The organism is Streptomyces sp. GB4-14, from assembly GCF_022696125.1.
In the GTDB taxonomy this organism is placed as follows: domain Bacteria; phylum Actinomycetota; class Actinomycetes; order Streptomycetales; family Streptomycetaceae; genus Streptomyces; species Streptomyces werraensis.
In genome coordinates this window covers 1,471,558-1,491,736 of sequence record NZ_RZHO01000002.1, presented here as the reverse complement: position 1 = coordinate 1,491,736, position 20,179 = coordinate 1,471,558, and the positions used below count along the sequence as shown (strand labels likewise).

Below are 20,179 nucleotides of genomic sequence, written 5' to 3'. Positions count from 1 at the left end.
GTCCACTGTGTTGGTTCTGAAACCACGAACAACCCCATGTGCCAAACATGGTGCGGTTGACAGTTTCATAGTGTTTCGGTGGTCATAGCGTAGGGGAAACGCCCGGTTACATTCCGAACCCGGAAGCTAAGCCTTACAGCGCCGATGGTACTGCAGGGGGGACCCTGTGGGAGAGTAGGACGCCGCCGAACAATACTTACAAGGGTTGGTCCCTGAACTTCGGTTCAGGGACCAACCCTTTTTTGTTGTCCGTCACGTGGCGTTCACGTTGCCTGCCGAGCATCCCCGGTATGGGAATTGCTGCACTGCTCAGGGCGGCCGGCGTAGGAGCCGGTGACGAGGTCGTCGTGCCGGCCTTCGGCAACGTGGAGGTCGCGCGCGCCGTGACACTCGCGGGCGCGCTGCCCGTGTTCGCCGACATAGACCCGGCGACGTACTGCCTGGACCCCACCGCGGTCGACACCGCGCTGACTCCCCGCACCGCTGCGATCGTTGCCGTCCACCGCTTCGGACATCCGGCCGACCTGGGGCAGCTGCGCGCGCTCGGGCAGCGGCGCGGTCTTCTGGTGCTGGAGCACGCGGAGTTGGACGCCTCCCGTGACGAGATGGCGCGGCGGCGGGAGCGGGCCGCGTACCTCGACGCCCGACTGCGCGGCGTGCGGACGCCCGAGCATCACGCCGGCCACACCTATCAGCAGTACGTCGTGCGGGTGCCGGGGAACGGGCGGCCCGACCGGGACGCCTTCGCACGTGCCGTACAGGCCAAGGGAGTTGCCTGCCGGATACCCGTGCCGACTCCCGTGCACCGGCTGCCCGAGTTCCGGCGTGACGTGTCCCTGCCGGAGACCCAGCGGGCCGCCGACGAGACGCTCGCTCTGCCTGTCGACGGCTGGCTGACGAAGCGGGACATGCAGCGGACCGCTTCCGTGTGCAATGCGCTGGGCGGACTTCTCGCGCCGGCCCTCTGAGCATGGTTGGGAGCACGGCTGCGTTCGGGGTATGATCTATTCCGTTGCCGCGAGGGAAACCGAAGCGACAACAGGCCCCTATAGCTCAGTCGGCAGAGCGTCTCCATGGTAAGGAGAAGGTCAACGGTTCGATTCCGTTTGGGGGCTCAGCCAGAAAGGCCCCGCCCAATCGGGCGGGGCCTTTTCCATGCCCTGGCGCGGTGGGGGATCAGTCCTGCTGGAGGCCCGGCACGCGCATCGCGAGAATCGCCATGTCGTCGGACGGCGCGTCCGAGGCGAAGCGTTCCACCGCGCGCATGATGCGGGCCGCGACCGCGCCGGCCGTCAGCCCCGTACACGTCGTCAGAACCTCGGCGAGGCCGTCGTCGCCCAGCATCCGGGAGCCCTCACGGCGCTCGGTGACGCCGTCCGTGACGCAGAGCAGGACGTCGCCCGGGTCGAGGGTCACCGTCTCCTCGTGCAGCTCCAGGTCCTCCAGGACACCGAGCAGCGGCTGCGGTTCGGCGGCCGGTTCGACCGTGCCGTCCTGGCGGAGGCGGAGCGGCAGAGGATGGCCCGCGCAGACCACCTTCAATTCGGCGCTGCCGTCCTCCTGCGGGCGCATCTCGCCGTACAGCAGGGTGAGGAAGCGGCTGCGCTCGCCCTCGTCGAGGATCGCGGAGTTCAGGCGCTCCAGGACCGACGGGCCGCTCAGGCCCTCCCTGGCGAGCAGCCGCAGCGCGTGCCGGGCGAGGCCGGTGACGGCCGCCGCGTTCGGACCCGTGCCGCAGACGTCGCCGATGGCGAAGCCGTAGGCGCCGTCACTGATCGGGAAGAGGTCGTAGAAGTCGCCGCCGACCTCGTTGCCCTCGCCGGCCGCGCGGTAGATGACCTCCACCTCGACGCCGTCGATCTGCGGCAGCTCCGGCGGCAGCAGGCTGCGCTGCAGGGACTGGCTGATCGCCGTGCGCTCCGAGTACAGACGGGCGTTGTCCAGGGCCAGGGCGGCCCGGCGGGACAGGTCCTCGGCCAGCTCCAGGATCTCCTGGCGGAAGTGCTCGTCGGTCGGCTTGCCGAGCGTCAGCATGCCGATGACGCGGTTGCGGGCCACCAGGGGCAGGACCACCGTCTCGCCGCCGACCGCGGAGGCCGTGGCAAGCGTGGGGCCGATGCCGGTGGTGACGTGACGGTTGGGGCCGCCGCTCAGGCCGAGGCTGCGCATGGACGTGCGCAGGGCCGCCTGGTGGGCGACCTCCGCGGGCGCCGACCAGACACGGGCGCCGGGCGTGGGCACCGGGTCCGGCGGAGGGATCTTGGACAGCAGGGACTTGATGCCGTCGATGAGCTCCTCGTCCTCGTGCAGCACGTAGGACAGGTCCGGATCGGAGGACTGGTCGGCGATCGTGTAGACCGCGCACCAGGTGGCGAGCGTCGGAACCGTCATCTGGGCCATGAGGGCCAGGGTCTGGTCCCGGTCGAGCGTGCCGGCCAGCAGGTCGGACGCCTCGACGAGGAAGCTGAGGGAGCCGCGGCGCAGCCGCTCCAGCTCGCCCAGCCGGGCGGACTCGACGGCGAGGGCGATGCGGTCCGCGGCGAACTGCAGGCGCAGCGCCTCCTCGTTGGAGTATCGGCCGGGCGCCTCGGCCGCGACGCCGAGGGAGCCGGTGAGACGGCCCTCGACCTTGAGGGGCACGGTGACGACCGAGCGCATCCCCGTGCCGTTGAGGAGCGGGACCGCGCCCGGGACGGCCGTGAGGTCCTCGTGGACGGCCGGCATGCGGGCGGAGCCGTAGCGGCCGGGGCCGCCCTCCACGGGGACGCGCGCGAAGCGCTGGCGGGCCGAGGGCAGACCGGTGGAGGCGCGGACCTCCAGCTCCGTCTCGTCGTCGGTGGCCAGCAGCAGGAAGGCGGAGTCGCCGTCGAGCATGTCGCGGGCGCGCTCCACCGTGCGCTGCAGCAGTCCGTCGAGGTCGTCGGGGGCGGGGGAGCCGATGAAGACCTCGAACGGGTCGGCGCTCGGCCCCTCGGAGCCGCCCGAGGAATCGGTGGAGGGCGCCCGGAGCGGAGTCTGCAGAACCGCCCGTTCGTGGTCCCGCACCAGGAGACACACGGTTGACGGTTCGCCGTCGGTGTCCCGGACGCGCAGGTGGGACGCGTACACCGGGATGACGCGGCCGTGGGCGCCGCGAATGCCGTAGGAGCCCTCCCAGCGGGAGAGCTGGAGGGCGTCGGCGATGCCGGTGCCCGTGCCGGGGGTGTGCGGCCAGGCGGCGAGGTCGGTGAGGGGCTTGCCGGTGACCTGCTCCGCGCTGTAGCCGAACAGTTCCTCCGCGTCCTCGTTCCAGGCGGTGATGGAGCCGGAGCGGTCGATCTGGACGACGGCGACGCGGACGCGGGTGTCTGCGAGCGGCAGCAGATGGGCGGGGAGGGCGGGGCCGGCGGTGCGGGTGCCGACCGGGCGCTCGGGGAGGTCGAGCTGGAACCAGACGGTCTTGTGGGTGGGCGTGTAGTCGACGCCCCAGTGGCCGGCCAGGGCGGCGCAGAGCTGGAGTCCGCGTCCGCCCTCGCGGTCGGGGCTGCCCATGTCGATCGGGGAGCCCTGGAGGGGGATCTCGCGCTCGGGATACCGGTCGGCCACCTCGATCCGGACGCCGTCGTCGCTGCGCAGGCAGAGCAGGTCGGCGGAGGTGCCCGCGTGCACGACGGCGTTGGTCACCAGCTCGCTGGTCAGCACCACGGCGTCGTCGACGATGTCGCCGAAGCCCCAGCCCTGGAGGGTGTCACGGACGAAGGAACGGGCGCTCGCGACGGATCGTCCGACGGGCTCGAAGCTGGCGGCCGCGCGCGCGGTGATCACAGAACTCCTCGACCGGTTCTCGACGGGCATGGCTCCCTGGCCGGCCGGCTCGTGCCGCTGGTGCGGCAGACCGTCCGTCGGCCGTGGGTCCGGGGGCTGCTCCCCCGGGATCAGTCCGGTGGTCATGTTGTGCGGCCGCCCCTCCGATGCCCGCTCGTTCTCGTGCCACCGCCCAGGCCGGACGCGCCGGCGTGGCTGGACAGCCGCATGCAAGGTTACTTACCTTCGCGGTCCGAGCGGATGCCGGTCTGCAGTGTTTCCGTCCGAGGTGTTCGCCGTCCGGCGGGTGTGCGGACGATGTGCGAAGCTGCCGAACTGTTATGGCCTGGTTCCGCGGGGGTGAAACACTGGGCAGGCTTGTAGGGAAGGTCCGGGCAGGCAGTGTGGCGCCGGGGCCGGGTGGGCAGCAGCCCCCTGGCGGCGCCTCGGAACGTCGGGCAGGGCATCTCGGTCCAACAGGAAAAGCAGTCAGGAACAACGGGAGCACCCTGGACGGTGTGACCGGGCACAGCGGTAACGGTCGACCCCTGCGGGAGGGACACAGTGGAGTCTGGCGCAGCGACGCGGAGCACGAAGACGACGCGCGCGAAAGGCGGACAGTCCCTGAGCAAGGCGGGGAAGGCCCGGGGCGGCACCGTGACGGTGGAGGCGGCCGCGATGAACCGCCTGCTGGGCGCGCTGGTGTCGATGCGGGACGGGAACTTCCGCAAACGCCTCACGGTGACCGGCGACGGCGTCATGGCGGAGATCGCCGCCGTCTTCAACGAGGTCGCCGACCGTAACCTGCACCTCACGGGTGAGCTGGCGCGCGTGCGCCGCATGGTGGGGCGTGAGGGAAAGCTCACGGAGCGCCTGGAGACGGGGCCCTCGGAGGGCTCCTGGGCGGCCGCGATCGACCACTCCAACGCGCTGGTGGACGACCTCGTACGGCCGGTCTCCGAGGTGAGCCGGGTGCTGTCGGCGGTGGCGGAGGGTGATCTGTCGCCGCGGATGGAGCTGCGGACGCAGGCGCCGGACGGGTCCGGGCATCCGCTGCGGGGCGAGTTCCTGAAGGTCGCGCGGACCGTGAACAACCTGGTCGACCAGCTGTCGACGTTCACCGACGAGGTCACGCGCGTGGCCAGCGAGGTGGGCACCGAGGGCAAGCTGGGCGGTCAGGCGCAGGTGCGGGGCATGTCCGGGTCCTGGAAGGACCTGACGGACTCCGTGAACACGATGGCGGAGCGGCTGACGGCGCAGGTGCGCGACATCGCGCTGGTGACGACAGCCGTGGCGCGCGGTGATCTGTCCCGCAAGGTCACCGTGCACGTCGAGGGGGAGATGCTGGAGCTGAAGAACACCGTCAACACGATGGTGGACCAGCTCTCCGCGTTCTCCTCCGAGGTGACACGCGTCGCGCGCGAGGTGGGCACCGAGGGCGCCCTGGGCGGTCAGGCGCAGGTGCCGGGTGTGGACGGTGTGTGGAAGGAGCTCACCGACTCCGTCAACACCATGGCCGGGAACCTCACCGCTCAGGTGCGCGGCATCGCCGAGGTGACGACGGCGGTCGCCAACGGTGACCTGTCGCGCAAGGTGACGGTGCCGGCGCGAGGCGAGGTGGCGCAGCTCGCCGAGACGATCAACCAGATGACCGAGACGCTGCGGATCTTCGCCGACGAGGTCACGCGGGTCGCCAACGAGGTCGGCGCCGAGGGGCGTCTGGGCGGTCAGGCGAACGTGCCGGGCGCGGCGGGCACCTGGAAGGACCTCACGGACTCCGTCAACACGGTGTTCCGGAACCTCACGACCCAGGTGAGGGACATCGCGGCGGTCACCACGGCGGTGGCCAACGGAGACCTGTCGCAGAAGGTCACCGTGGACGTGGCCGGCGAGATGCTGGAGCTGAAGAACACCGTCAACACGATGGTCGACCAGCTCTCCGCGTTCGGCGCCGAGGTGACGCGGGTGGCGCGGGAGATCGGCGTCGAGGGCGAGCTGGGCGGCCAGGCGCAGGTGCCGGGCGCGGCCGGTACGTGGAAGGACCTGACGGACTCCGTCAACACCGCGTTCCGCAACCTCACCGGACAGGTGCGCAACATCGCCCAGGTGACGACGGCGGTGGCCAACGGAGACCTGTCGCAGAAGGTCACCGTGGACGTCTCCGGCGAGATGCTCCAGCTGAAGAACACCGTGAACACGATGGTGGACCAGCTGTCGAGCTTCGCCGACCAGGTCACGCGGATGGCCCGGGACGTGGGCACGGAGGGCCGGCTGGGCGGTCAGGCGCAGGTGCCCGGGGTGTCCGGCACCTGGAAGGAGCTCACCGACTCCGTCAACTCGATGGCCGGCAACCTCACCTCCCAGGTGCGGAACATCGCGCAGGTCACCACGGCCGTGGCGCGCGGCGACCTGTCGCAGAAGATCGACGTGGACGCGCGCGGGGAGATCCTCGAGCTGAAGAACACCATCAACACGATGGTCGACCAGCTGTCGTCGTTCGCCGACCAGGTGACCCGGGTGGCCCGCGAGGTGGGCACGGAGGGCCGGCTGGGCGGTCAGGCGCAGGTGCCCGGTGTGGCCGGCGTGTGGCGTGATCTGACGGACTCCGTGAACGGCATGGCGTCCAACCTGACCGGCCAGGTGCGGAACATCGCGCAGGTGGCGACGGCGGTGGCGCGTGGTGACCTGTCGCAGAAGATCACCGTCGACGCGCGCGGGGAGATCCTCGAGCTGAAGAACACGCTGAACACGATGGTGGACCAGCTGTCGTCGTTCGCGGAGGAGGTCACCCGGGTGGCCCGCGAGGTGGGCACCGAGGGCATCCTGGGCGGCCAGGCGGAGGTGCAGGGCGTCTCGGGCACCTGGAAGGACCTCACGCAGTCCGTGAACGGCATGGCGAACAACCTGACCCTTCAGGTGCGCAACATCGCCGAGGTCACCACGGCGGTCGCCAAGGGAGACCTGTCGAAGAAGATCACCGTCGACGCCAAGGGCGAGATCCTGGAGCTGGTGACCACCGTCAACACGATGGTGGACCAGCTGTCGTCGTTCGCGGAGCAGGTGACCCGGGTGGCCCGCGAGGTGGGCACCGAGGGCATCCTGGGCGGCCAGGCGCACGTGCCGGGCGTCACGGGCATCTGGAAGGACCTGAGCGACAACGTCAACCTGATGGCGAAGAACCTCACCACCCAGGTGCGGAACATCTCCCAGGTGTCCGCCGCGGTCGCCAACGGCGACCTGACGCGGCAGGTCAGCATCGAGGCGCGCGGCGAGGTGGCGCAGCTCGCGGACACCATCAACACGATGGTGAAGACGCTGAGCGCGTTCGCCGAGCAGGTCACCAAGGTGGCCCGTGAGGTGGGCACGGACGGCATCCTGGGCGGTCAGGCGCACGTGCCGGGCGTGGCGGGCACGTGGAAGGACCTCACCGAGTCGGTGAACCAGATGGCGTCCAACCTGACCGGTCAGGTGCGGAACATCGCCATGGTGACCACGGCCATCGCCAAGGGTGACCTGACGAAGAAGATCGACATCGACGCGCGCGGGGAGATCCTCGAGCTGAAGACGACCATCAACACGATGGTCGACCAGCTGTCGTCGTTCGCCGAGGAGGTCACGCGTGTGGCCCGCGAGGTGGGCACCGAGGGCCAGCTGGGCGGTCAGGCGCGGGTGCGGGACGTGGACGGCACCTGGCGGGACCTGACCGAGTCCGTGAACGAGATGGCCGGGAACCTGACCCGGCAGGTGCGCGCCATCGCGCGCGTGGCGACCGCGGTGACCCGCGGCGACCTGAACCTGAAGATCGACGTGGACGCGTCCGGGGAGATCCAGGAGCTCCAGGACTACATCAACAAGATGATCGCCAACCTGCGCGACACCACGATCGCCAACAAGGAGCAGGACTGGCTGAAGGGCAACCTGGCCCGCATCTCCGCGCTGATGCAGGGGAGGCGCGACCTGGAGGACGTCGCCTCGCTGATCATGAGCGAGCTGACGCCGGTGGTGTCCGCGCAGCACGGCGCGTTCTTCCTCGCGATGCCGCTGGTGGACGGCGAGGATCTGAACGCGGCCGACGAGGAGCAGTTCGAGCTGCGGATGCTCGGCTCGTACGGCTACTCCATGGGGTCGATGCCGACGTCGTTCCAGCCCGGCGAGGGGCTGATCGGGACGGCCGCGATGGAGAAGCGCACGATCCTGGTGGACAAGGCGCCCAGCGGCTACCTGAAGATCTCCTCGGGGCTCGGGGAGGCGCCGCCGGCCCAGGTGATCGTGCTGCCGGTGGTGTTCGAGGGGAAGGTGCTCGGCGTCATCGAGCTGGCGTCGTTCACGCCGTTCACGGCGATCCAGAAGGACTTCCTCAACCAGATCGCCGAGATGATCGCGACCAGCGTGAACACCATCTCGGTCAACACCAAGACCGAGCGGCTGCTGGCGCAGTCGCAGGAGCTGACCGAGCAACTGCGCGAGCGGTCGGCGGAGTTGGAGCAGCGGCAGAAGGCGCTCCAGGCGTCCAACGCCGAGCTGGAGGAGAAGGCCGAGCTGCTGGCCCGTCAGAACCGCGACATCGAGGTGAAGAACACCGAGATCGAGGAGGCGCGGCAGGTCCTGGAGGAGCGCGCCGAGCAGCTCGCGGTGTCGATGCGCTACAAGAGCGAGTTCCTGGCGAACATGTCGCACGAGCTGCGCACGCCGCTCAACTCGCTGCTGATCCTGGCCAAGTTGCTCGCGGACAACGCGGAGGGGAACCTCTCCCCGAAGCAGGTGGAGTTCGCCGAGACGATCCACGGCGCCGGGTCGGACCTGCTGCAGCTCATCAACGACATCCTCGACCTGTCCAAGGTCGAGGCGGGCAAGATGGACGTCTCCCCGACGCGCATCGCGCTGGTGCAGCTCGTGGACTACGTGGAGGCCACGTTCCGGCCGCTGACGGCGGAGAAGGGCCTGGACCTGTCGGTGCGGATCTCGCCGGAGCTGCCGGCCACCCTGCACACCGACGAGCAGCGGCTGCTCCAGGTGCTGCGGAACCTGCTGTCCAACGCGGTGAAGTTCACCGACTCCGGATCGGTCGAGCTGGTCATCCGGCCCGCCCGGGACGACGTCCCGCAGGCCATCCGGGAGCAGCTCCTGGAGGCCGGTTCGCTGACCGACCCGGACGCGGACCTGATCGCGTTCTCGGTGAGCGACACGGGTATCGGCATCGCGGCCAGCAAGATGCGGGTGATCTTCGAGGCGTTCAAGCAGGCCGACGGCACCACCAGCCGCAAGTACGGCGGCACGGGACTCGGGCTGTCCATCTCGCGGGAGATCGCGCAGCTGCTCGGCGGTGAGATCCACGCGCAGAGCGAGCCGGGCCGCGGCTCGACGTTCACGCTGTACCTGCCGCTGCACCCGAGCGAGCTGCCGCCGAACGGCTACCAGCAGCCGCCCATGCCGGCGCTGGAGGCCGGGGACCTGGTGGCGTCGGCCGAGCTGACCGCGCCGGAGGCCGAGACCCCGGCGGAGGTGACCTCGTACCGGGAGGCGCGGAACGGTCCGGCGGCGCTGTTCCGGCGCCGGCGCCGGGTCTCGCTCCAGCAGGATCAGCGGCCCTCCGCGGAGCTGGAGGAGTGGCCGGCCGTGGAGCAGGAGCAGCAGGCGGCGCGCACGCCGCGCAAGAACATCCGCTTCGGCGGGCAGAAGGTGCTGATCGTCGACGACGACATCCGCAACGTCTTCGCCCTGACCAGCGTCCTGGAGCAGCACGGCCTGTCCGTGCTGTACGCGGAGAACGGCCGCGAGGGCATCGAGGTCCTGGAGCAGCACGACGACGTGGCGGTGGTGCTGATGGACATCATGATGCCCGAGATGGACGGGTACGCGACGACCACGGCGATCCGGCGCATGCCGCAGTTCGCCGGGCTCCCGATCATCGCGCTCACCGCGAAGGCGATGAAGGGCGACCGGGAGAAGGCCATCGAGTCGGGCGCCTCCGACTACGTGACCAAGCCGGTCGACCCCGATCACCTGCTGACGGTGATGGAGCAGTGGATGAGGGGGGAGTGAGACCGGCGACGGCGGAGCGTGCGAAGCTGACGGCAAGCTTCCGAGGACGCGCGGAGTTGTCCACGCGTCGTGCGCGAAGTTGTGTAGAAGTGCGGTATTCGGGGAACCTTCTGGTCTCCCGCAGCGTTTCCGCTACGTGCACAGTGACATCGCGGTGACAGGGTGTGGCGACGAGCGGGGTGCGGCTACGATGACCGGCACAAGGACGGGCGGCGCAAGGGAGTCGTCGCCTGGGGCGGCACCCGCAGGTGCTGTGCCAGGTCCTGCGGACAGGGAGGGCCCCAAGCCGGGGCGAGGAGGGCGGGCCATGGTGCAGAAGGCCAAGATCCTCCTGGTCGATGACCGGCCGGAGAATCTGCTGGCGCTCGAGGCGATCCTCTCGGCGCTCGATCAGACGCTGGTGCGGGCATCGTCCGGGGAGGAAGCGCTCAAAGCACTGCTCACGGACGATTTCGCGGTCATTCTGCTGGACGTCCAGATGCCGGGCATGGACGGTTTCGAGACCGCCGCCCACATCAAGCGGCGGGAGCGGACCCGGGACATCCCGATCATCTTCCTCACCGCGATCAACCACGGCCCGCACCACACCTTCCGGGGTTACGCGGCGGGCGCGGTGGACTACATCTCCAAGCCGTTCGACCCGTGGGTGCTGCGCGCGAAGGTCTCGGTCTTCGTCGAGCTGTACATGAAGAACTGCCAGCTGCGGGAGCAGGCGTCGCTGCTGCGGCTCCAGCTCGAGGGCAGCGAGAAGGACTCGGGCGAGTCCAAGGAGTCCGTGGGGCTGCTCGCCGAGCTGTCGGCGCGGCTCGCCGCCGTCGAGGAGCAGGCCGAGGCGCTCACCAAGCAGCTGAACGACGAGTCGACGGACGCGGCCGCGGTCGCCACGGCGGCCCATCTGGAGCGCAAGCTCACGGGATTGCGGCGTGCGCTGGACGCCCTGGATCCCGGGACGGGAAGCGCGTCGTCGGTGTCCTCGCAGAACTGACCCCGCACGCGGGATGGGTTCCCGTCCCCGGAGAAGGCCCTCTCCCTGAGGGGGCCTCACCTGCGTGCCTCGAGGGCACCACGCGTCAGTTCCGCGCCTCGCAGTGGGCGACACGAACGGGTGAAGCATCCGCCACGCGTGTCACGTGCCGTCTCCCCCGGTAACCTCACACCATGGCCTCACGTCCCTCCGCAGCCAAGAAGCCGCCCGCGAAGAAGGCGGCCGCTTCCGCGAAGGCTCCGGCGAAGAAGGCCGCCGCCAGGAAAGCCCCGGCGAAGAAGGCGCCCGCCCGGAAGGCTCCGGCGAAGAAGCCCGCCCCCGCGCCGGCCCCGAACCCGACCGGCGCCGTCTACCGGCTCGTCCGCGCCCTGTGGCTGGGGCTGGCGCACGCCGTCGGCGCGGTGTTCCGCGGCATAGGGCAGGGCGCCAAGAACCTCGACCCGGCCCACCGCAAGGACGGTCTCGCGCTGCTGCTGCTCGGTATCGCGCTGATCGTCGCCGCCGGCACCTGGGCCGACCTCCAGGGACCCGTCGGCGAGCTGGTGGAGATCCTGGTCACCGGCGCGTTCGGACGGCTCGACCTGCTGGTGCCGATCCTCGTCTCCGTCGTCGCCGTGCGGTTCATCCGGCACCCCGAGAAGCCCGAGGCCAACGGGCGGATCGTGATCGGACTGTCCGCGCTCGTCATCGGCGTCCTGGGCCAGATCCACATCGCGTGCGGCTCGCCCGCGCGCGCCGACGGCATGCAGGCCATAAGGGACGCCGGCGGCCTCATCGGCTGGGGCGCGGCCGCCCCGCTCTCGTCCACCATGACCGACGTCCTGGCCGTGCCCCTGCTGGTGCTGCTCACGGTCTTCGGCCTGCTGGTCGTCACCGCCACCCCGGTGAACGCGATCCCGCAGCGGCTGCGTCAGCTCGGCGTGCGGCTGGGCCTGGTGCACGAGCCGGAGGAGTACGGCGAGGACGACGAGCGCTACGAGGAGCAGTGGCGCGAGGCGCTGCCCCAGAGCCGCCGCAGGCGCCGCCCCGCGCCCGAGGAGTACGACCCGGAGCGCGCGGAGGAGGCGGCGCTGTCCCGGCGGCAGCGCCGCCCGCGCCGGTCCGCGGTGCCGCAGCCCGACGCCAACCGTCCGATGGACGCCGTGGACGTGGCCGCCGCCGCGGCCGCCGCGCTCGACGGCGCCGTGCTGCACGGCATGCCGCCCTCCCCGGTCGTCGCCGACCTCACCCAGGGCGTCAGCACCGGTGACCACGAGCCGACCACCCCGACGCCGGTCCCGTCCGCCCGCCCGCGGCCCGACACGCCCAAGAAAGGCGAGACCAGGCGGGACACGCCCGCGAAGGACGAGGGCACCGAGCAGCGGGAGCGGCCGCCCGCGGGCGTGCTCGACATGACCAAGGCGCCGCCGCGCGAACCCCGTGAGCTGCCGCCGCGCGCCGAGCAGTTGCAGCTCTCCGGCGACATCACCTACTCCCTGCCCTCGCTGGACCTGCTGCACCGCGGCGGTCCCGGCAAGGCGCGCAGCGCGGCCAACGACGCCATAGTGGAGGCGCTGCGGAAGGTCTTCACCGAGTTCAAGGTGGACGCCGACGTCACGGGCTTCACCCGCGGCCCGACGGTCACCCGGTACGTCGTCGAACTGGGCCCGGCCGTGAAGGTCGAGCGGGTCACCGCGCTCACCAAGAACATCGCGTACGCCGTCGCCAGCCCGGACGTGCGGATCATCAGCCCCATCCCCGGCAAGTCCGCGGTCGGCATCGAGATCCCCAACACCGACCGGGAGATGGTGAACCTCGGCGACGTGCTGCGGCTCGCGGAGTCCGCCGAGGACGACGACCCGATGCTGGTCGCCTTCGGCAAGGACGTCGAGGGCGGCTACGTCATGGACTCGCTCGCGAAGATGCCGCACATGCTGGTCGCCGGCGCCACCGGCTCCGGCAAGTCGTCCTGCATCAACTGCCTGATCACCTCGATCATGATGCGGGCGACCCCCGAGGACGTCCGGATGATTCTCGTCGACCCCAAGCGGGTCGAGCTGACCGCGTACGAGGGCATCCCGCACCTGATCACGCCGATCATCACCAACCCCAAGCGGGCCGCCGAGGCGCTGCAGTGGGTCGTGCGCGAGATGGACCTGCGCTACGACGACCTCGCCGCCTACGGCTACCGGCACATCGACGACTTCAACCGCGCGGTGCGCGAGGGCAAGGTCAAGCCGCCCGAGGGCAGCGAGCGGGAGCTCCAGCCGTATCCGTACCTGCTGGTGATCGTGGACGAGCTGGCCGACCTGATGATGGTCGCCCCGCGCGACGTCGAGGACGCCATCGTGCGCATCACCCAGCTCGCGCGCGCGGCCGGCATCCACCTGGTGCTGGCCACCCAGCGGCCCTCGGTCGACGTCGTCACCGGTCTGATCAAGGCGAACGTGCCGTCCCGGCTGGCGTTCGCCACGTCGTCGCTCGCCGACTCGCGGGTCATCCTCGACCAGCCCGGCGCCGAGAAGCTGATCGGCAAGGGCGACGGACTCTTCCTGCCCATGGGTGCGAACAAACCCACGCGTATGCAGGGCGCGTTCGTGACCGAGGAGGAGGTCGCGGCGGTCGTCCAGCACTGCAAGGACCAGATGGCGCCGGTCTTCCGGGACGACGTCGTCGTCGGCACCAAGCAGAAGAAGGAGATCGACGAGGACATCGGCGACGACCTCGACCTGCTGTGCCAGGCGGCCGAGCTGGTCGTCTCCACCCAGTTCGGGTCCACGTCGATGCTCCAGCGCAAGCTGCGCGTCGGCTTCGCCAAGGCGGGCCGGCTGATGGACCTCATGGAGTCCCGTAACATCGTCGGACCGAGCGAAGGTTCGAAGGCTCGTGACGTTCTTGTGAAGCCTGATGAGCTGGACGGCGTGCTCGCGCTGATCCGCGGGGAGTCTGAAGGGTAGACGGCGGGAACACGCTCGTCGCGCCGGGACGTCCGGCCGGGTGATCGTGACCCTTCCGTAAGCGATCAACGAGCAACCGTTTCCCGTCGGCACACGTCAAGTTGAACGAAGTGTCAGACAGCAGGACGACCATCGGAATGTCGGGCCATTCCGATGGCGTACAAAGTCCGAACGCCCGGTTGCCCCACCCCTTCGTACCCCACCTAGACTGAACCTCCAGCACAGGCGGCTACACGCTCGAAAGGCGCCCCCGTGTCCATCGGCAACTCCCCTGAAGACGAGCGTCCGTTCGAAGACGTTTCCGAGGAAGACCGCCCTTCCGTCTCGGTCGGCCGTGCGCTGCAGCAGGCGCGCATCGCCGCCGGGCTCACCGTCGACGACGTCAGTAGCGCCACCCGCGTCCGCATCGGCATCGTCCACGCCATCGAGCGGGACGACTTCGCTCCCTGCGGCGGCGACGTGTACGCGCGCGGGCACATCCGTACGCTGGCCAAGTTCGTGAAGCTCGACCCGGCCCCGCTGCTCGCCCAGTACGAGGCCCAGAACGGCGGCGGCCGTCCGGCGCCCACCCCGGCCGCGCCCCTCTTCGAGGCGGAGCGCATCCGTCCGGAGCGGCGCGGACCCAACTGGACCGCCGCCATGGTCGCCGCGATCGTGGTCGTGATCGGCTTCGTCGGCTTCACGATGGTCAACGGCGACGACGGCGAGGCGAACGTCGCCGGCGACACCGAGCCGACCGCGTCGCCCACGCCCAGTCCCAGCAGCAAGACCGCCAAGCCCGTCGTGCCCGCGCCGGAACCCTCGGACAGCGCCATCGCCGCGGCCCCGCAGGACAAGGTGACCGTCAAGGTCGTCGCCGCCGACGGACCCAGCTGGATCTCCGCCAAGGACCACAACGGCAAGGTGCTCTTCGCCGAGCTGCTCAAGGAGGGCGAGGACAAGACCTTCCAGGACAGCTCCAAGATCGACCTGGTTCTCGGCGACGCGGGCGCCCTCGACCTGTTCGTGAACGGCAAGAAGATCGAGGACGACTGGCAGCCGGGCGCCGTGGAGCGCCTCACCTACACCAAGGGCGACCCCGAGGCCGGGTGACCGGCTCCCGGACACGCGATCACCACGGGGTTGGCCGGGTCCGGCCAACCCCGTCGACATGGGGCGTCGCCGGGACGAAGTAGTCTTGAGCCCATGCCTGAACGCCGTACCGTCGCACTGGTCACCCTTGGCTGCGCCCGTAACGAGGTGGACTCGGAGGAGCTCGCAGGCCGTTTGGAGGCGGACGGCTGGCAGCTCGTCGAGGATGCCGAGGACGCGGACGTCGCCGTCGTCAACACCTGTGGATTCGTCGAGGCCGCCAAGAAGGACTCCGTCGACGCCCTCCTGGAGGCCAACGACCTCAAGGGACACGGGAGAACCCAGGCGGTCGTCGCCGTCGGCTGCATGGCGGAGCGGTACGGCAAGGAGCTCGCCGAGGCCCTTCCCGAGGCCGACGGCGTGCTCGGCTTCGACGACTACGCGGACATCTCCGACCGCCTGCAGACCATCCTGAACGGCGGCATCCACGCCGCCCACACCCCGCGCGACCGGCGCAAGCTGCTGCCCATCAGCCCGGCCGAGCGGCAGGAGTCCGCCGCCGCCGTCGCGCTGCCCGGGCACGCCCCGGCCGACCTGCCCGACGGCCTCGCCCCCGCCTCGGGCCCCCGCGCGCCCCTGCGCCGCCGCCTGGACGGCTCCCCGGTCGCCTCGGTGAAGCTGGCCTCCGGCTGCGACCGGCGCTGCTCCTTCTGCGCCATTCCCTCCTTCCGCGGCTCCTTCATCTCCCGACGCCCGAGCGACGTCCTCAACGAGACGCGGTGGCTGGCCGAGCAGGGCGTGAAGGAGATCATGCTGGTCTCCGAGAACAACACCTCCTACGGCAAGGACCTCGGCGACATCCGCCTGCTGGAGTCCCTGCTGCCCGAACTCGCCGAGGTCGACGGCCTGGAGCGGGTGCGCGTCAGCTACCTCCAGCCGGCCGAGATGCGGCCCGGTCTGATCGACGTGCTGACCTCAACCCCCAAGGTCGCCCCCTACTTCGACCTCTCCTTCCAGCACTCCGCGCCCGACGTGCTGCGCGCCATGCGCCGCTTCGGCGACACCGACCGCTTCCTGGAGCTGCTCGACACCATCCGGAGCAAGGCGCCCCAGGCCGGCGTGCGCTCCAACTTCATCGTCGGCTTCCCCGGCGAGTCCGCGTCCGACCTCGCCGAGCTGGAACGCTTCCTGAACCACGCCCGGCTCGACGCCATCGGCGTGTTCGGCTACTCCGACGAGGAGGGCACCGAGGCCGCGGGCTACGACGGCAAGCTGGACGAGGACGTGGTCGCCGAGCGGCTGGCCCGCGTCTCCCGGCTGGCCGAGGAACTCGTCTCGCAGCGCGCCGAGGAGCGGGTCGGCGAGACCGTGCACGTCCTGGTGGAGTCCGTCGACGAGGAGGAGGGCGTGTACGGCCGTGCCGCGCACCAGGCTCCCGAGACGGACGGCCAGGTGCTGCTCACCAGCGGCGAGGGACTGAGTGTCGGCCGTATGGTCGAGGCGAAGGTGGTCGGCACGGAAGGTGTCGACCTGGTGGCCGAGCCGCTCTTCGAGGGCTCGCCCGCGCGCATCGAGGAGGCGGGCAGATGACGGGTGTCCCGGCATCGGCGGCAGGTGGCCCCTCCGGCGCGAGGAGGGCGAAGGGCCCCGCGTCCGGGGGCCTGACACCGGCGTCCGGCCGCGCGCTCGCGCGGGAGGCCAGGGACACGGCTCCGGGCGACTCCGGGGACGGGCGGGCACGGCGTGAGGTGCCGGGCCCCGAGGAGGTCCGCCCCGCGGCTCCTTCCTCACCGCAGCAGCCCACTGACGGGAGCGGCGGGACCGCAGAGGCACAGGGTTCCACACGGGCCCCGCGCGGCGGGAAGATCGCAGCGGCGGCCGTCGACCAGGCCAGCGTCTGGAACATCGCCAACCTGCTGACCATGCTCCGGCTGCTGCTGGTACCGGCGTTCGTCATGCTGATGCTGGCCGACGGCGGCTACGACCCGGCCTGGCGCTCGCTCGCCTGGGCGGCTTTCGCCATCGCCATGATCACCGATCTGTTCGACGGTCATCTGGCGCGCACCTACAACCTGGTCACCGACTTCGGGAAGATCGCCGACCCCATCGCCGACAAGGCCATCATGGGGGCGGCGCTGATCTGCCTGTCCGCGCTGGGCGACCTGCCGTGGTGGGTCACGGGCGTGATCCTCGGCAGGGAACTCGGCATCACCCTGCTGCGTTTCCTCGTCATCCGTTACGGGGTGATCCCGGCCAGCCGCGGCGGCAAGCTCAAGACCCTCACCCAGGGCGTCGCCGTCGGCATGTACGTGCTGGCGCTGACCGGATGGCTGGCGACGCTGCGGTGGTGGGTGATGGCCGCGGCGGTGGTGCTGACCGTGGCGACCGGACTCGACTATGTGAAACAGGCCATTGTGCTCCGCAGACAGGGAATCGCCGAGCGCAAGGCGGCGTTGGAGGAGACGGAAGAGTGAGTTCAACGGCCACCGAGGTGGTGCGACTACTCACCGTGAAGGGCGGGACGCTCGCGGTCGCCGAGTCGCTGACCGGTGGCCTGGTGGCGGCGGAGATCACCTCCGTACCCGGGGCGTCCAAGGTCTTCAGGGGCTCGGTGACGGCCTACGCCACCGAGCTCAAGCACCGGCTGCTGGGCGTGGACGCCACTCTGCTGGCCCAGCGCGGAGCGGTGGATCCGCAGGTGGCGGCCCAGATGGCGGCCGGAGTGCGCACAGCACTCGGCGCCGACTGGGGCATCGCCACCACCGGGGTGGCCGGCCCCGAGCCCCAGGACGGACAGGCCGTCGGAACGGTGTACGTGGCCGTGGACGGCCCCTCCGCGGACGGCGGCGGTTCCGCCTCTGGCGGAAAAGTGCGCCAGCTGCGGTTGAACGGCGACCGCGCGGAAATTCGTATGGAGAGTGTACGGAGCGTACTCGCACTGCTCCTCGCGGAGCTTGCGGGCGAACAGACCGGGAATGAGCGGGCACAGGATACGGAACGGAACGGGGGGTTTTGATGTTTGCAGCCCAGAGTGAACACGACATCGCTCCCCGCACGGCCGCGGCGCGAGGCGGTACGGTGGGGCGAGAAGGATGCGGCTACGCGGTCCGAGGAGGGAGCCACCGATGATTCTGCTCCGTCGCCTGCTGGGTGACGTGCTGCGTCGGCAGCGCCAGCGCCAGGGCCGTACTCTGCGCGAAGTCTCCTCGTCCGCCCGAGTTTCGCTCGGCTATCTCTCCGAGGTGGAGCGGGGGCAGAAGGAGGCTTCCTCCGAGCTGCTCTCCGCGATCTGCGACGCGTTGGACGTACGGATGTCCGAGCTCATGCGAGAGGTGAGCGACGAACTCGCTCTCGCCGAGCTGGCCCAGTCTGCTGCAGCGACCCCAAGCGAGCCCGTACCCACGCCGGTTCGACCGATGCTGGGTTCCGTGTCGGTGACCGGTGTGCCACCGGAACGGGTGACCATCAAGGCGCCCGCCGAGGCGGTGGACGTCGTCGCCGCCTGAGCCCGGTCTCCGGCGCCCTGCGCGGTGTGAAGGTGTGAGATGCCCCGGTGAGGGCTCCTCCTGAGGATTCAGGAGGGGTGCCGCCGGGGTTTTCGCATGCCCGGGGAGTCGTGGGGAGCGGGGCAGGGCTGCGTTTGCCGGTGCGGCGGCGGGCCGTCATGGTGGAGACGGAGACGGGGGGCCAGCCACGGAGGTGCGGATGTACGTCGTGAAGAGCCCGTTGTCCGACGAGAACCTGAAGACCGTTTCTGAGGCACTGCAGGGCGCCCTGGTCGATCTGGTCGACCTCTCCCTGGTGGCCAAGCAGATCCACTGGAACGTGGTCGGACCACGCTTCCGCTCCGTCCATCTCCAGCTCGACGAGGTCGTGACCACCGCGCGCGGTCACTCCGACACGGTGGCCGAGCGCGCCGCGGCCCTGGGCGTCTCGCCCGACGGGCGGGCCGCGACCGTGGCCGTCGGCAGCGGCATCGGCGTCACGCCCGAGGGCTGGGTGGACGACGCGGCGGCGGTGAGCGCGCTGGTGGACGCCCTGGGCGCGGTGATCGCCCGCATGCGGGAGCGGATCGCGGCGACCGAGGAGCCCGACCCGGTGACCCAGGACATCTTCATCACCATCACCGCCGACCTCGAGAAGCACCACTGGATGTTCCAGGCCGCGAACGGGTGACCCGGCCGCGGGGCGCCGGGCCGGCCCCTGTGCGGAGGACCGTGCCGGGGATCTGCCGGTGCGCCGTCGGCGCGGCGCTCACGGCCCTGTGGTGGTGGGCGGCGGCACGGCTGCTGCTCGCGCCCGACGCCGGCGCCCTGGAAGGCGTGGTCGCGGCCGGCGGCTGGGGACTCAGCGTGCTTCCGGTGCACTGTCTGCCCAAGGCGCGCGCGGACGGGGCGCTCGCCGCCGGGCGATGGCGTCGGGCCTGGCGTGCCGCTCGTAGGCCCGGGGCGGAGTGACGCCCCGGCCGGCCTCCGCGGTACGGAGTGACGCCCCAATCGGCTAGCGGGCGGGGCTTCGGCGGCCTCGTGGCGCGGGATCGGGGGCCGGTCCCGGCTGGCAGACGGGGCACCAGTACGTGGGGCGTTCGCGTGAGCCGTCGCCCTGCTCGGCCACCCGGATCGGTGTCCCGCAGCGCAGACAGGGGCGGCGGGCCCGGCCGTACACGTAAAGGTCCTGGCCGCGCCGGCCCGTGGTGTTGCGGATGGGGCGGTCGCGGTTGAACTCCAGCAGCTTCCTCGCCAGCTCCGGGAGGCTCGCCATGCGGTCGGCGGGCAGCTCGCCGACGGGGAGCCAGGGCGTGACGTTGAGCAGGAAGCACAGCTCGCTCTTGAACACGTTGCCGATTCCCGCGAGGTTCCGCTGGTCCAGCAGGGCCTCGCCGAGTTCGCGTTCGGAGTCCTTCCCGAGGTTGGCGAGCGCGATGTCGGCGTCCCAGTCGGGGCCCAGCAGGTCGGGGCCGAGGTGGCCGACCGCGCGGTCCTCCTCGTCCTCGGTGCGGATCAGCTCCAGTACCGGAAGCCGGTAGCCGACCGCAGTGCGCTCGGCGTTGGCGAGGACGGCGCGGATCTGGTGCGCCGGGCCGCCGTTCCAGCGCTGCCCGGGCGCGAAGATCCGCCACGAGCCGTCCATCCGCAGGTGCGAGTGCAGCGTCAGGCCGCCCTCGATCCGGGTCAGCAGGTGCTTGCCGCGTGCCGTGACGTCCAGTACCGAGCGTCCGGTGAGGTCGGACGTGGCGAAGCGGGGCACGCGCAGATCGCTGCGGACCAGGACTCTGCCCGCGAGGGCGTCGTGCAGCCGTCGCGCGGCCTGCCAGACCGTGTCTCCTTCGGGCATGCGTCAAGGGTGACACGGCCGGCCCGGA

13 protein-coding genes, 1 tRNA gene and 1 rRNA gene are annotated in these 20,179 nt (G+C 70.7%); 13 read left to right on the top strand and 2 right to left on the bottom strand.

Annotation, left to right across the window (positions count from 1 at the left end):
- Nucleotides 1-74: 74 nt before the first annotated feature.
- The 3 genes from rrf to ELQ39_RS07815 all read left to right on the top strand — a co-directional run bounded on the left by rrf (nt 75) and on the right by ELQ39_RS07815 (nt 1,115).
- Nucleotides 75-191: ribosomal RNA gene (gene rrf / locus ELQ39_RS07825) — 5S ribosomal RNA — on the top strand.
- A 99-nt stretch (nt 192-290) separates the two neighbouring features.
- Entirely contained in the window at nt 291-968 is a 678-nt protein-coding gene (locus ELQ39_RS07820; RefSeq protein ID WP_391686252.1) for a DegT/DnrJ/EryC1/StrS family aminotransferase, read from the top strand.
- A gap of 74 nt (nt 969-1,042) precedes the next feature.
- Nucleotides 1,043-1,115 (top strand) — tRNA-Thr (locus ELQ39_RS07815).
- A gap of 61 nt (nt 1,116-1,176) precedes the next feature.
- Here ELQ39_RS07815 and ELQ39_RS07810 read toward each other — a convergent pair.
- Nucleotides 1,177-3,930 (bottom strand): SpoIIE family protein phosphatase, encoded by a 2,754-nt coding sequence (locus ELQ39_RS07810; RefSeq protein ID WP_242591485.1) that lies wholly within the window; start codon nt 3,928-3,930, stop codon nt 1,177-1,179.
- A gap of 417 nt (nt 3,931-4,347) precedes the next feature.
- On the opposite strand from ELQ39_RS07810, the gene ELQ39_RS07805 reads away from it, so the two are divergent.
- From ELQ39_RS07805 to ELQ39_RS07760, 10 genes are all read left to right on the top strand, one after another.
- Entirely contained in the window at nt 4,348-9,825 is a 5,478-nt protein-coding gene (locus ELQ39_RS07805) for a HAMP domain-containing protein (RefSeq protein ID WP_242591484.1), read from the top strand.
- 307 nt (nt 9,826-10,132) lie between these two features.
- Nucleotides 10,133-10,810, top strand: coding sequence for a response regulator (locus ELQ39_RS07800; RefSeq protein WP_225624947.1), 678 nt, complete (start codon nt 10,133-10,135; stop codon nt 10,808-10,810).
- A gap of 173 nt (nt 10,811-10,983) precedes the next feature.
- On the top strand, nt 10,984-13,746 hold the full coding sequence (locus ELQ39_RS07795; RefSeq protein WP_242591483.1) for a DNA translocase FtsK: 2,763 nt from the start codon (nt 10,984-10,986) through the stop codon (nt 13,744-13,746).
- Between the two features lie 252 nt (nt 13,747-13,998).
- Complete coding sequence (locus ELQ39_RS07790) at nt 13,999-14,838, top strand: helix-turn-helix domain-containing protein (RefSeq protein ID WP_190000976.1); 840 nt, start codon at nt 13,999-14,001, stop codon at nt 14,836-14,838.
- A 93-nt stretch (nt 14,839-14,931) separates the two neighbouring features.
- Nucleotides 14,932-16,407, top strand: a complete 1,476-nt coding sequence (rimO, locus tag ELQ39_RS07785; protein ID WP_190000977.1) for a 30S ribosomal protein S12 methylthiotransferase RimO — start codon at nt 14,932-14,934, stop codon at nt 16,405-16,407.
- Nucleotides 16,404-17,291: a CDP-diacylglycerol--glycerol-3-phosphate 3-phosphatidyltransferase gene (gene pgsA, locus ELQ39_RS07780; RefSeq protein ID WP_242591482.1), complete on the top strand. Its 888-nt coding sequence runs from the start codon at nt 16,404-16,406 to the stop codon at nt 17,289-17,291. Before rimO ends, pgsA begins: the two co-directional genes overlap by 4 nt.
- Complete coding sequence (locus ELQ39_RS07775) at nt 17,288-17,833, top strand: CinA family protein (protein WP_242591481.1); 546 nt, start codon at nt 17,288-17,290, stop codon at nt 17,831-17,833. The genes pgsA and ELQ39_RS07775 overlap by 4 nt, the downstream gene beginning before the upstream one ends.
- 109 nt (nt 17,834-17,942) lie before the next feature.
- Nucleotides 17,943-18,323 carry a helix-turn-helix domain-containing protein gene (locus tag ELQ39_RS07770; protein WP_003993396.1) on the top strand — a complete coding sequence of 127 codons (381 nt, stop codon included), beginning with the start codon at nt 17,943-17,945 and terminating at the stop codon, nt 18,321-18,323.
- A 199-nt stretch (nt 18,324-18,522) separates the two neighbouring features.
- Entirely contained in the window at nt 18,523-18,993 is a 471-nt protein-coding gene (locus ELQ39_RS07765; RefSeq protein WP_190000980.1) for a Dps family protein, read from the top strand.
- Between the two features lie 50 nt (nt 18,994-19,043).
- On the top strand, nt 19,044-19,274 hold the full coding sequence (locus ELQ39_RS07760; protein WP_242595563.1) for a hypothetical protein: 231 nt from the start codon (nt 19,044-19,046) through the stop codon (nt 19,272-19,274).
- A 43-nt stretch (nt 19,275-19,317) separates the two neighbouring features.
- Here ELQ39_RS07760 and ELQ39_RS07755 read toward each other — a convergent pair whose 3' ends face one another.
- On the bottom strand, nt 19,318-20,151 hold the full coding sequence (locus ELQ39_RS07755) for an Fpg/Nei family DNA glycosylase (RefSeq protein WP_242591480.1): 834 nt from the start codon (nt 20,149-20,151) through the stop codon (nt 19,318-19,320).
- Nucleotides 20,152-20,179: the final 28 nt, after the last annotated feature.

Excerpts from the sequence above, each read along its gene's own strand:
- rimO (WP_190000977.1), top strand. The coding sequence starts at position 14,932 with ATGCCTGAACGCCGTACCGTCGCACTGGTCACCCTTGGCTGCGCCCGT.
- ELQ39_RS07755 (WP_242591480.1), bottom strand. The coding sequence starts at position 20,151 with ATGCCCGAAGGAGACACGGTCTGGCAGGCCGCGCGACGGCTGCACGAC.
- ELQ39_RS07800 (WP_225624947.1), top strand. The coding sequence starts at position 10,133 with ATGGTGCAGAAGGCCAAGATCCTCCTGGTCGATGACCGGCCGGAGAAT.
- ELQ39_RS07765 (WP_190000980.1), top strand. The coding sequence starts at position 18,523 with ATGTACGTCGTGAAGAGCCCGTTGTCCGACGAGAACCTGAAGACCGTT.
- ELQ39_RS07795 (WP_242591483.1), top strand. The coding sequence starts at position 10,984 with ATGGCCTCACGTCCCTCCGCAGCCAAGAAGCCGCCCGCGAAGAAGGCG.
- ELQ39_RS07810 (WP_242591485.1), bottom strand. The coding sequence starts at position 3,930 with ATGACCACCGGACTGATCCCGGGGGAGCAGCCCCCGGACCCACGGCCG.
- ELQ39_RS07820 (WP_391686252.1), top strand. The coding sequence starts at position 291 with ATGGGAATTGCTGCACTGCTCAGGGCGGCCGGCGTAGGAGCCGGTGAC.
- pgsA (WP_242591482.1), top strand. The coding sequence starts at position 16,404 with ATGACGGGTGTCCCGGCATCGGCGGCAGGTGGCCCCTCCGGCGCGAGG.
- ELQ39_RS07770 (WP_003993396.1), top strand. The coding sequence starts at position 17,943 with ATGATTCTGCTCCGTCGCCTGCTGGGTGACGTGCTGCGTCGGCAGCGC.